The organism is Paenibacillus glacialis (assembly GCF_001637205.1).
GTDB lineage: Bacteria > Bacillota > Bacilli > Paenibacillales > Paenibacillaceae > Paenibacillus_AQ > Paenibacillus_AQ glacialis.
On the sequence record NZ_LVJH01000015.1, the window covers coordinates 38227 to 50925 of the forward strand.

Here is a 12699-nt window from a genome sequence, read left to right on the forward strand (position 1 = left end):
TGATTATAGGGTTCTTTAAAAATATATCATAATTATCATTAGATTCAGAAAGAATAACGGTATGTAATGTGATTATAGTTGACAAACCTACGCATATCTCGGTATAATAATTTTTGTTTGTTTGGAGTGATAAAATGCATTTTGAATTTCGCAAAATTGTAAAGTTAGACGGACCCCAACATTTTCTTGAACAAGTAAATGTTGATCGTGTGATTAAAGGTCTTGCAGACATTGTTGCAGCAGAATTGGTTCATGCTGATTTGGAAGCAACTTATGTAGGCGATAACACGGTAGAGGTTCATGGCAAGCTTACTGGACAAGTTGACATGGCGTGTTCACGCTGTTTGACAGAAGTTCCTAAGCAATTGTACATTCCGTTTCATGAAGTCTTCAAGTTGGTGAAGAAGCAGTCCGAAGAGATTCAGGATGAAGATAGCGATACCATTTACGTGGATGATGACATGGTGGATCTTATCCCATTTGTGGAAGAAGCTTTTCTAATGCATTTACCCCAGATTTCGTATTGTAAGGCTTCCTGCAAAGGACTTTGCCAGAAATGCGGGTCAGACTTGAACGAAAGTGCTTGTAACTGCGACACGAAAGTAGTCGATCCACGGCTTGCGGCACTGAAAGATTTTTTTGAATAGTGATGTAACATTCTTCTCGTTAGTGACGAGTTGATTGAAATAAGGAGGTGGATGAACATGGCAGTACCTCAAAGAAGAACGTCCAAAACACGTCGTGACAAACGTCGTACCCATTTTAAATTGACAGTGCCAGGTATGGTTAAATGTGAACAATGCGGAGAATTGAAGCTTGCTCACCACGTATGTAAAGTTTGTGGAACGTACAAATCAAGAGAAATTATTTCTCAGTAATGAACAAACGGGTAGTACTTCACTATGGTGAGGTACTATTTTTTTTGATATTGTAGCGGGATTACATTCGTTTTAGCAACGATTGTGTTCGTGAGGACTTTCTTTTTAAGATCGCATGATTTATACTACATGTTAGTACCAGGTTCTAAGATGAATGATGAGATATACTATAATTTCACATTTCTAATAAATGTAAAATATAAAGGTGTACATATAATGTAAGGAGGTGTACCGTCATCGAACGATTACCTAAGAAGATGCGTCATCGGCAATTGATGGAGTTGATCGAGCAGAATCCGTTTGTCACGGACCGTGAACTGACACGAGAATTGAAGGTTAGTATCCAGACTATTCGTTTAGATCGAATGGAGCTTGGCATACCGGAACTACGCGAACGGATGAAGCAGATGGCGGAACATTCGCATGATCAAGTTCGCTCGTTACCATTGAATGAAGTGGTCGGGGAAATTGTGGATTTGCAACTGGACAAGAGCGGCATTTCTATATTTGAAATTCGAGAGGAACACGTATTCTCACGCACACACATTGCTCGTGGGCATTATGTGTTTGGACAAGCAAATTCGTTAGCAGTTGCCGTCATTAATGATGAAATTGCACTGACAGCTTCGTCGGATATTCGCTTCCTTCGATCCGTTCATTTGAGAGAGAAATGTATAGCTAAGGCATATGTTAGAACAATGGCTAGCCAAAAGGGCAAAGCTAAAGTTGAAGTGTTTACCTATGTGGGTGAAGAAATGGTCTTCCAAGGAAATTTCCTCATTTACAGATCTACTGGTGAAGAGAACAACGAGGGAGGCATACAGCATGAGGATCGCCATTGATGCTATGGGTGGGGACCATGCTCCTCAATCTAATATAGATGGGGCGCTGGCAGCTGCAGCAGAGTGGAAAGATGTAGAAATTATACTCGTGGGGGATCAAGCTCGATTAGAATCCCTGTTAAGCGGCAGGGATGTGCCTTCTAACTTTAGTATCCAGCATGCGAGTGAAGTGATCCATTCTGAGGATGAACCGGTTAAAGCTGTCCGTCGTAAAAAAGATGCTTCGATGGTAGTTGCGGGACGGATGCTGAAGGAAGGTAGAGCCGATGCCATGATTTCCGCAGGAAACACTGGCGCTCTTATGACTACAGGATTACTCGTTGTCGGTCGAATAGAAGGAATAGAAAGACCCGCGCTTGCCGCTATGATTCCTACGTTAGATGATGTTGGAGTGGTTGCCCTAGATCTTGGAGCTAATATGGATTCTAAACCACAACACTTAGCTCAATTTGGTTTGATGGGTAGCTTGTATCGTCAGAAGGTACAGGGAATTGCGAACCCTCGCGTAGGTCTTTTGAATGTGGGCGTTGAGCCAGGTAAGGGTAATGAACTGACGAAGGATGCTTTTCCTCTTTTGCAGGAGATGCCAATTCACTTTGTGGGTAATGTGGAAGCGCGTGATGTCATGGCGGGCAACTGTGATGTGCTTGTATGTGATGGTTTTGCCGGTAATATATTGTTGAAGAGCATTGAAGGTACTGCTGGAGCGATGTTCAGCTTGCTGAAAGAGCAGTTCAGTCAAACATTTAAGAGTAAGATGGGCGCAGCTTTATTAATGCCTCAGTTAAAAGGATTGAAGAAGAAGTTAGATTATTCTGAATCTGGAGCTGCGCCTCTGTTAGGATTAAGTAGTCTAGTTATGAAAAGCCATGGTTCTTCTGATGGTCATGCCATTAAGAACGCAGTGAAACAGACTAGAATTGCCCTTGAGAATGAATTGGTACCGAGTATATCAAAGGAAATCAGTGGGAAGTGAGTGACGTCATGAATGGGTTACGGGCAGTAGGTATAATAGGGACTGGTAAATATGTTCCTGAGAAGATTTTGACAAATAGCGATTTGGAGAAAATAGTAGATACTAATGATGAATGGATTGTGAGTCGGACAGGAATTAAAGAACGGCATATTGCAGCACCAGAGCAAGCTACATCAGATCTTGCCTATGAAGCAGCTATAAAGGCCTTGGAATCCGCTGGGATGACAGCGGAAGAACTTGATTTGATTATCGTAGCTACGGTTACGCCGGATACGTTCTTTCCATCCACAGCTTGTATTATTCAGGAGAAGTTAGGTGCTAAGAGAGCGGCTGCATTTGATTTGTCAGCTGCATGCTCTGGATTTGTATATAGCTTAGCAACAGCTACGAACTTTATTAAGACGGGTATGTATAATAACGCACTTATCATTGGTGCGGATTGCTTATCTAGAATTACCGATTATACGGATCGTAATACCTGCGTATTGTTTGGCGATGGAGCTGGTGCTGTGGTTATTGGTGAAGTGCCAGAAGGACGCGGATTTCTGTCCTTTGATCTTGGAGCAGAAGGATCAGGCGGTCCTTTGTTAAACCTCGCTGGTGGGGGTTCACGCTTACCTTCATCACCGCAAACGATTGAAGATAAGAAGCATTTCATTTATATGAATGGTCGTGAAGTGTTCAAATTCGCAGTACGTGTCATGGGTTCGGCTACGGAAGCCGTATTGACCAAGGCTGGAAAGACGAAGGAAGAGATCGACCTTTTCGTTCCTCATCAAGCGAACATACGGATTATTCAATCAGCGATGAATCGTTTGGATTTACCTCCAGAGAAATGTGTTATTAATGTAGATAAATACGCGAATACATCAGCAGCTTCAATTCCGCTAGCTCTTGTAGAAGCGGCTGAGCAGAACCGAATGAAAGAAGGCGATACCGTCTTGATGGTTGGATTCGGTGGCGGATTGACATGGGGAGCTTGTGTACTTGTTTGGTAAAAAAATGTTCTGATAATGGATTAGCATTGATATTATAAATAAATATTCTAAGAAGTTTGTCGTTTAAGGAGATGGACCATGGGGAAAGTTGCATTTGTGTTTCCGGGACAAGGAGCTCAGGCGGTAGGCATGGGGAAGGATATCTATGATGCCGTTCCTTCTTCTCGAGAGATCTTTGAAACAGCCGATAAAGTATTAGGTTTTGACTTATCTACTATGATTTTTGAAGGTCCGGATGCAGAGTTGAAACAGACTTTTAATACACAACCAGCTTTATTAACTACAAGTATTGCTTATTTAGAAGCATTGCGTGTTAAAGGGATACAAGCAGACTACGTTGCCGGGCACAGTTTGGGTGAATATAGTGCACTAGTAGCTGCTGGAGCTCTTTCATTCGCAGACGCCGTATCTATTGTTAGAGCACGGGGTAACTTTATGGAGAAGGCGGTTCCTGGTGGGCAAGGGGCCATGGCAGCGGTATTAGGGGCTGACCGTGAAGCCTTGTCACAATTATGTGTTGAGGTTAGCGAGAGTGGACATATCGTTGAGTTAGCGAACATAAATTGTCCTGGGCAAATTGTCATTTCGGGCTCTTACTTGGGTGTTGCTGCGGTAAGTGAGCGTGTGAAGGAAGCAGGTGGCAAAAGAGCGATTTCGCTTGAGGTTAGTGGTCCTTTTCATTCTTCTATGATGAAAGTGGCAGCTGAACAGCTTGAAGTCGAATTGAATTCTGTATCCTTTCAGGAGCCTAAGATTTCTGTTGTAGCTAACGTAACTGCGCAGTCGGTTACCTCTGGGGAAGCCCTTTCTAAACTTCTTGTTCAACAAGTATATTCACCTGTTCTTTGGGAAGATAGTATTAACTATCTTATTGGACAAGGGGTAGATACATTTGTGGAGATTGGTCCAGGCAGTGTATTGACAGGCCTAATTAAGAAGATTGATAAGACAGTGAAACTAATCAACATCAATAGTCTAGAAAGTCTTGAGAAGGCATTATAGAAGCTGACACGAATATATATGATATTCGAGGAAAGGAGGAACTTGAAATGTCCAAACCTTTAAGCGGACAAGTTGCACTTGTAACAGGGGCTTCACGTGGGATAGGTCGTAGTATCGCTCTAAACTTAGCCGGGTTAGGTGCAAATGTGGTTGTCAATTATTCAGGAAATGAGACAGCCGCACAGGAAGTTGTTGCCGAGATTCAAGCTTTGGGAGTAGAATCAATCGCTCTAAAAGCGAATGTCGGAAGTAGCGAACAAGCTGAGAATTTGGTTAAAGAAGCTATTAACGCCTGGGGACGTATTGACATTCTGGTGAATAATGCTGGCATTACTAGAGATAATCTAATTATGCGTATGAAAGAGGAAGAATTCGATTCTGTTATTGAAACGAACCTCAAAGGTGTGTTTAACTGTTTAAAAGCAGTAACTCGTCCCATGATGAAGCAACGTTATGGACGGATCATTAATATTTCATCCGTTGTGGGTGTTCTTGGCAATGCAGGTCAAGCCAATTATGTTGCAGCAAAGGCAGGTGTGATTGGTCTTACCAAATCATCTGCTCGTGAGCTTGCTTCGCGAGGGATTACCGTTAACTGTGTAGCTCCTGGTTTTATTGATACGGATATGACCAAGGAGTTATCAGAAGACTTGCGGAGCAAGCTTATAGCTGATATCCCACTAGGACGCCTTGGACAGCCAGAAGAGATCGCTAAAGTGGTCGCTTTCTTGGCTTCTGATAGCGCGTCCTATATGACAGGCCAGACATTACATGTGGATGGCGGAATGGTGATGTAGCATTTTGAAAAAAATTCTCGTATAATACCAATGAGGAGGAGGTGAACCGGATGTCCGATGTATTGGAACGTGTAAAACGCATCGTCGTTGATCGCTTAGGTGCTGACGAAGCGGAAGTTACATTAGAATCATCTTTTAAAGATGATCTTGGTGCTGATTCTCTTGACGTTGTTGAATTGGTAATGGAATTGGAAGATGAGTTTGATATTGAAATTTCTGATGAAGATGCAGAAAAAATTACAAGCGTGGGAGAAGTTGTTAAGTACATACAATCTCACACCTAAATATTTAATTGGTAAGTCCCGATCCTGCTTATAGGCGGGACTTCTCCATATATTTGGGGACAAACTCTTCGTTGAGAGTCGATTAAATGTTAATTACGAAAATTTATGCATATGCAGTCTATTATAGAGGTGAATGCGTTGAATCATAGAGTAGTGATAACCGGGATGGGCGTTGTGACTTCCCTAGGCAAAGATTTAGAAAGTCTCTGGAGTAACCTGGTAGCTGGGAAGTCTGGTGTTTCACAGATCGAGTCATTTGATGTTAGTGACTTTAACACCAGAATTGCAGCTTCGGTGAAAGACTTCGATGCTGAAGAGTACATTGATCGCAAAGAAATGCGCAAGATGGATCGATTCGTTCAATTTGCAGCAGCTGCTGGCATGATGGCTGTGCAGAATAGTGGTCTCGATATTGCCAAAGAATCCGATCCGGAGCGTGTAGGTGTCATTATTGGTTCTGGTATTGGTGGTTTGGGAACATGGGAAGATCAGCATAATATTCTACTGGCGAAGGGTCCCAAACGGGTAAGCCCATTCTTCATTCCGATGATGATCGCTAACATGGCCTCAGGACACGTATCTATTCTTTTAGGAGCTAAAGGCCCTAATTCGGCTTCTGTCTCTGCCTGTGCTTCTGGTTCGCATGCTATTGGTGACTCTTTCAGATGGATCCAGAGTGGTGAAGCCGATGTAATGATCTGTGGTGGTGCGGAAGCAACTATTCGCCCTACAGGCGTAGCGGGATTCTGTGCTATGCGTGCGATGTCTACACGTAATGATGAGCCTGAGAAGGCAAGTCGTCCTTTTGATACAAATCGTGATGGATTCGTCATGGGAGAAGGGGCTGGCGTGCTAGTCTTGGAATCGTTGGAACATGCACAGAAGCGCGGTGCGAATATTATCGCTGAAGTCATTGGATATGGTCTGAGCGCAGATGCTTACCATATGACGGATCCGGATCCTGATGGTCCTGCTCGTTGTATGAGGATGGCTATGAGAACAGCAGGGATTAGCCCTGAAGACATTGATTACATTAATGCTCATGGGACATCAACAGGTGTAGGAGACAAATCAGAGACTAAAGCCATTAAGATGGCTTTAGGAGATCATGCCTATAAAGTGGCGGTTAGCTCTACTAAATCCATGACAGGTCATTTACTTGGTGCTGCTGGTGGCGTGGAAGCGGTTATATGTGCACTTTCTTTGCGTAATCAGACCATTCCTCCTACGATTAATTTAGATGAGCCTGATGCAGAATGCGATCTTGATTATGTTCCGAATATTGCTCGTAAAGCAGATTTAAATGTTGTGATGACCAATTCCTTTGGCTTTGGTGGACACAACGCTTCGATTATTTTGAAAAAATTTGATGTTTAAGGGGACAGTTTGTTGAGCGGTGATCTGAAGCATTTACAGCAGCAACTTCATGTCCAATTCCACAATAAGCTTCTCTTGAAGCAGGCCTTTACTCACGCTTCTTATGTCAACGAACATCGTTTCAGCCAGTATCAAGATAATGAACGCCTTGAATTTTTAGGAGATGCTGTGCTGGAACTTACGGTATCTGAATTCTTGTACAATCTTTTTCCAACTAAACCTGAAGGGGAGCTTACAAAACTGCGTGCAGCTATTGTATGTGAACCTTCCCTTGTTAAGTTTGCGGAAGCCTTAAACTTTGGACAATATGTATTGTTAGGTAAAGGCGAGGAATTAACAGGGGGGCGTACTCGTCCTGCTTTACTTGCGGATGTATTTGAAGCATTTATTGGTGCTCTATATTTGGATCAGGGAATTGAGGCAGCTCGCTCATTCTTAGAACGATATGTATTTCCGCAGGTTTCAGAGAATGGAAAGCTCCAAATGAGCGACTATAAGACTGAATTACAAGAATTAACACAACACCATAATATGGGGCTGTTAGAGTATCGGATCGTTGAAGAGCGAGGGCCAGCACACGAACGTGAATTTGTTTCTGAGGTTTACATGGGAAATGAAAATATCGGAAGAGGTACTGGTCGATCTAAGAAAGAAGCCGAGCAGCAAGCTGCATCAGTTGCACTCGGTCATTTGAAGCTAGCCAAATCCTAAGGATTCGTAAGCTAGCGCAATTCATAACCTAAGAGCAAAGAGCAGTCACGCAAGATGGACAGAGTTATTAGCCATTGACTGCTTTTTGCTCTTTTAATTAGTATTTTTACTTGAAGAAGATGTGGTATTATAGGGCTTAGAGGTGATTTAGGGAATATGTTTTTGAAACGGATTGAATTAGCAGGTTTCAAATCTTTTGCTGACAAAACGGAGATGGAATTCGTTAAAGGGATAACGGCTGTAGTCGGCCCTAACGGCAGCGGTAAGAGTAATATTTCCGACGGTATACGTTGGGTGTTAGGAGAGCAAAGTGCTAAATCACTGCGTGGAGGCAAGATGGAAGATATTATATTTGCCGGCAGTGATGCGCGTAAAGCTGTTAATTTTGGTGAGGTCTCACTGACTTTGGATAATGAGGATCACGTACTTCCACTGGACTTCAACGAAGTAACGGTTACACGCCGGGTACATCGTAATGGGGATAGTGAGTATTTGATTAACAAACAATCTTGTCGACTGAAAGACATTACCGAATTATTTATGGATACGGGGATAGGTAAAGAAGCGTACTCGATTATCGGACAAGGACGAATTGAAGAAATTCTAAGTACACGTTCAGAAGATCGAAGGGGCATATTTGAAGAAGCTTCGGGGATCGTAAAGTATAAATCTCGTAAAAAAGATGCCATGCGTAAACTAGATGATACGGAACAAAATTTGTTGCGTATTCATGATTTAGTGAGCGAATTGGAGGATCAGATTGGTCCATTAAAAGATCAATCTGAGAAAGCGGTACACTTTAAGCAACTTCGTGAACAGTTGAAAAGCAAAGAAATTTCGATGTATGTTCATCAAATAGAACAAATTCATACGAACTGGACCGAATCTACACGCAAGCTTGCCGGCTTGCAGGAGCAACAACTTGAACTATCTACCGTTGTGTCTGCTCATGATGCGATGTTGGAAAGCGATCGATCCATTCTGCGTAAGCTTGAGCAAGAAGTCGAGTTGTTTCAGGATGAATTGCTACAATATAGCGAAGCTTATGAGAAGAGTGAAGGTTACGGTGAAGTGCTTAAGGAACGGAAGCGAAATCTTGAAGGTCACCGAGAGCAACTAGCTGAGACGTTGAATACGGGGGATGAGAGGGTCGAAGATCGAAAGACCGAATTGTCCCTTACGAAGAATAAGCTTGAAGCATTACAGGAAGAACTTAAGGAACTAAGGTCTCATTTATCAGGGGAAGAAGCGAAGTTGGTTGGAGTCACGGGTGGCATTAGCCAGCAACAAGAAGAAACCCTGAAGAGCTCATTGCTTGAACTCATGAATGAAATGGCGCAGGCACGTAATGAAATCCGTTATGCAGACCAGCAGAAGGAAACACTGTCTCGTCGAATGAACCGTGCAGAAGAAGAGACCGGTAAATGGGAGAGTCAAAAAGAAGATCTGTTGAAACGTAAACACGCTTTGGATGCTTCCATAGAAAATTTTGCAAATGAAATCAGAGAATTGCGTGGAGGATATATTACGGAGAGTGAACGTTATCAATCCGTACAGAAACTGTTAGAAGAAAGCCAAGGCGCACTTCGTAAGTGGGAACAGAAACGTGAAGCGCAAACTTCTCGGCGTGATACGATGAAGGAAATGCAAGATGATTTTGATGGATTTATGTTGGGTGTTAAAGAAGTACTCAAAGCTTCCCGTAAATCTATACTTAGTGGTGTGCACGGTGCTGTAGCAGAACTTATAGCCGTACCAGAGAAGTTAGAACTAGCTATGGAGACTGCAATGGGTGCGTCACTACAACATATTGTTATGGATAATGAATCCGTGTCCCGTCAAGCGATTTCTTTCCTGAAGCAGCGTCAACTTGGACGAGCAACTTTTTTGCCTCTGGATGTTATGCGGGCAAGAAATGTTTCTGCAAGTGATCGCTCGGTCATCGAAGGCGCTGGTGGATTTGTAGGGATTGGAGCAGATTTGGTTCAGTATGATGCAACATATGCTCCTGTAATTGGTAGTCTATTGGGTAATGTCATCATTGCGGAATCGTTAGAAGATGCTAATAAAATCGCTGCCAAGTGTCAATACAGATATCGCGTAGTCACACTTGAAGGGGACATCGTTAATGCAGGCGGTTCAATGACCGGTGGTAGTCAACATAAGAAGAATAACAGCTTACTTAGCCGTAAACGTCAGTTGGATGCCTTGGATCAAGAGATTGTGGATACGGAGAAACAATTAATAAAACTTCAAGAGAGTATTCAACAGCTCAAGACACAACTAACTCAGACTCAGAGTAAGCTCGATGAGCTTCGACAAGCGGGTGACGATAAACGAATTGAAGAGCAACAAGCAGCAGGCGATCTGAAGCAACTTCAACACGAGTTACGACATGTTATGGAACAGGTCGAAGTGACTGGGCAAGAGAAGAGTGGATTTACAGAAGAGAACAAAGGTCTTGAGCACAGTCGTGAGCAGGCTGTGAAGAAACTGGCTGAACTAGAAGAACAAGAGAAATCTTCTCATGAGGCTCTTCAAGCAGCGGAGTTCACTCGTAAAGCGAGTGAATCAGCGAAAGATGAACTCTTAAACCAGTTGACACAGCTTAAAGTAAGGGAAGGCAAGCTCGATCAGGAATGTTTCTCTCTGGAAGAACAAATCCGTCGATTGCAGACTGATTTCAATTCCCAGGATCGAGATTTACGCCAGACTAAGAACTTGTTAGCCTCTATTGAAGCAGATCTCCTTACGAATGCTAATGAAGCGCTTAAGCAAATTGAGAATTTGAACCAGTACAAGCTTAAGAAGGAAGAATCTTCTCAACAACTAGATTTCAAGAGAGCATCACGTATGCAACTGTCTAAAAAACTGGAGCTACAGGAGAACGAAACCAAGGAGCAACGTACGCAGCTTCGTACAGTTGAGGAACAGCTTCGCCAGACGGAGATTGGTGTGAATCGACTGGACGTGGAACTGGACAATATCCTCAAGAAACTAAGTGAAGATTATGAGCTGAGTTACGAATTGGCTAAACAGCGGTATCCTATTCCAGAGGATGTGCTAGCGGTTCAGAACGAGGTTCGAGAACTGAAACGTAGCATATCATCACTGGGTGAAGTGAACCTTGGAGCGATTGAAGAATACCAACGTGTCAATGAACGCTACCAATTCCTGAGTGAGCAGAAGGAAGATTTAATTGGTGCCAAGACGACACTTTATGAAGTGATCCGCGAAATGGATGATGAAATGTCAAAGCGTTTCAAAGCTACATTTGATGCGATTCGCCGAGAGTTTGGAACTGTATTTATGAAGTTATTCGGGGGAGGCAGAGCAGATCTTGTTCTCATTGACCCTGATAATATGTTGGATACAGGAATTGATATCGTTGCTCAGCCACCAGGCAAAAAGCTACAGAACCTACAACTTCTTTCTGGAGGAGAACGTGCATTGACCGCCATGGCGCTCTTGTTTGCTATTCTTCAAGTTAAGCCAGTTCCCTTCTGTGTGTTGGATGAAGTGGAAGCTGCACTTGATGAAGCTAATGTCGTTCGTTTTGCTCAATATTTGCGCGAATTCTCTGAACAGACCCAATTCATTGTTGTTACACACCGTAAAGGGACGATGGAAGAAGCAGATGTGCTCTATGGTGTTACGATGGAAGAGGGCGGCGTATCCAAGCTCGTCTCTGTTAAGTTAGAGAATGAGGAAGCTGAAATTGCCTAACATAGTGATAGATAGATTGAACTAAAGTTTGCTCTCACAAGTTCAATCTATATAGATAAAGAGATGGAGGAAACATATGAGTTTCTTTAAAAAGTTGAAAGAAAGTATTTCGAGTAAAACAGAAGCTGTAACGAAGCAATTTCGTGATGGGCTAGAGAAAACACGTAAGGGATTTGTAGAGAAGGTATCTGATCTTATGACCCGTCGTAAGAAAATAGATGAAGAGTTCTATGAAGAACTTGAAGAAATCCTAATCGGTGCTGACGTTGGGGTTAACACGGTCATGACATTAATTGAAGAGTTGCGCGTTGAAGTGAAGAAGCAGAAGATTGAGAATGCTTTGGAACTACAACCGATTTTATCCCAAAAGTTAATGGAACTTCTACGCGGGGATGATGATAATTCCCTGAAAATGAATAAAGATGGCATAACCGTCATTCTATTTGTAGGCGTGAACGGCGTAGGGAAAACAACTACGATTGGTAAAATGGCATACCGCTTTAAACAAGAAGGTAAAAAGGTGCTATTAGCAGCTGGAGATACATTCCGTGCTGGAGCAATCGAGCAACTTGAAGTGTGGGGACAACGTGCTGGAGTTGAAGTCATCAAACAGCAGGCAGGTTCAGATCCGGCAGCCGTTATGTTTGATGCTGTTCAAGCCGCGAAACAACGTCAAGTGGATGTGCTTATCTGTGATACAGCGGGACGTTTACAGAACAAATCCAATCTGATGGAAGAGCTGAACAAGATATTCCGTGTCATTCAGCGTGAAATTCCAGGTGCACCCCATGAGGTCTTAATGGTACTTGATGCTACAACAGGTCAGAATGCCTTAAGTCAAGCTAAGCTCTTTGGAGAAAAGAGTGGTGTGACAGGTCTTGTTCTTACTAAACTGGATGGAACAGCTAAAGGCGGAATCGTTGTAGCTATTCGTCAAGAAATGAACATTCCGGTGAAATTGGTAGGTCTTGGTGAGAAAGTGGAAGACTTACAGCCTTTTGATTCAGAGCAGTTCGTTCATGCATTATTCGCAGGATTGATTCAAGAAGAAGAAGAGAATAAGGATGAGGCCACAGTTTCAGAGGAGTAGCCTTATATTATGGTGTGG

Annotated in this window: 12 protein-coding genes; all 12 read left to right on the forward strand. The window is 42.9% G+C overall.

Annotated elements, in window-relative coordinates:
• Positions 1 to 134 precede the first annotated feature (134 nt).
• The 12 genes from PGLA_RS09020 to ftsY all read left to right on the forward strand — a co-directional run bounded on the left by PGLA_RS09020 (position 135) and on the right by ftsY (position 12681).
• Positions 135 to 647 carry a YceD family protein gene (locus tag PGLA_RS09020; RefSeq protein ID WP_068531775.1) on the forward strand — a complete coding sequence of 171 codons (513 nt, stop codon included), beginning with the start codon at positions 135 to 137 and terminating at the stop codon, positions 645 to 647.
• Between the two features lie 57 nt (positions 648 to 704).
• Positions 705 to 878, forward strand: coding sequence for a 50S ribosomal protein L32 (gene rpmF / locus PGLA_RS09025; protein ID WP_068531780.1), 174 nt, complete (start codon positions 705 to 707; stop codon positions 876 to 878).
• Between the two features lie 236 nt (positions 879 to 1114).
• Positions 1115 to 1720 carry a transcription factor FapR gene (fapR, locus tag PGLA_RS09030; RefSeq protein WP_084410889.1) on the forward strand — a complete coding sequence of 202 codons (606 nt, stop codon included), beginning with the start codon at positions 1115 to 1117 and terminating at the stop codon, positions 1718 to 1720.
• Positions 1704 to 2696 carry a phosphate acyltransferase PlsX gene (gene plsX, locus PGLA_RS09035; protein WP_068531784.1) on the forward strand — a complete coding sequence of 331 codons (993 nt, stop codon included), beginning with the start codon at positions 1704 to 1706 and terminating at the stop codon, positions 2694 to 2696. Before fapR ends, plsX begins: the two co-directional genes overlap by 17 nt.
• An 8-nt stretch (positions 2697 to 2704) precedes the next feature.
• The gene (locus PGLA_RS09040; protein WP_068531839.1) at positions 2705 to 3694 is read left to right on the forward strand and encodes a beta-ketoacyl-ACP synthase III; all 990 of its coding nucleotides are present in this window, start codon (positions 2705 to 2707) and stop codon (positions 3692 to 3694) included.
• Between the two features lie 78 nt (positions 3695 to 3772).
• Entirely contained in the window at positions 3773 to 4696 is a 924-nt protein-coding gene (gene fabD, locus PGLA_RS09045) for an ACP S-malonyltransferase (protein WP_068531787.1), read from the forward strand.
• A 47-nt stretch (positions 4697 to 4743) separates the two neighbouring features.
• On the forward strand, positions 4744 to 5493 hold the full coding sequence (gene fabG, locus PGLA_RS09050; protein WP_068531789.1) for a 3-oxoacyl-[acyl-carrier-protein] reductase: 750 nt from the start codon (positions 4744 to 4746) through the stop codon (positions 5491 to 5493).
• 50 nt (positions 5494 to 5543) lie between these two features.
• On the forward strand, positions 5544 to 5777 hold the full coding sequence (acpP, locus tag PGLA_RS09055) for an acyl carrier protein (RefSeq protein ID WP_068531791.1): 234 nt from the start codon (positions 5544 to 5546) through the stop codon (positions 5775 to 5777).
• Between the two features lie 138 nt (positions 5778 to 5915).
• The gene (gene fabF, locus PGLA_RS09060) at positions 5916 to 7154 is read left to right on the forward strand and encodes a beta-ketoacyl-ACP synthase II (protein ID WP_145939522.1); all 1239 of its coding nucleotides are present in this window, start codon (positions 5916 to 5918) and stop codon (positions 7152 to 7154) included.
• Between the two features lie 12 nt (positions 7155 to 7166).
• Positions 7167 to 7865, forward strand: coding sequence for a ribonuclease III (gene rnc / locus PGLA_RS09065; protein ID WP_068531793.1), 699 nt, complete (start codon positions 7167 to 7169; stop codon positions 7863 to 7865).
• Between the two features lie 156 nt (positions 7866 to 8021).
• Positions 8022 to 11591 carry a chromosome segregation protein SMC gene (gene smc / locus PGLA_RS09070; RefSeq protein WP_068531795.1) on the forward strand — a complete coding sequence of 1190 codons (3570 nt, stop codon included), beginning with the start codon at positions 8022 to 8024 and terminating at the stop codon, positions 11589 to 11591.
• Positions 11592 to 11667: 76 nt separating this feature from the next.
• On the forward strand, positions 11668 to 12681 hold the full coding sequence (ftsY, locus tag PGLA_RS09075) for a signal recognition particle-docking protein FtsY (protein WP_068531797.1): 1014 nt from the start codon (positions 11668 to 11670) through the stop codon (positions 12679 to 12681).
• The last annotated feature ends 18 nt before the right edge of the window (positions 12682 to 12699 follow it).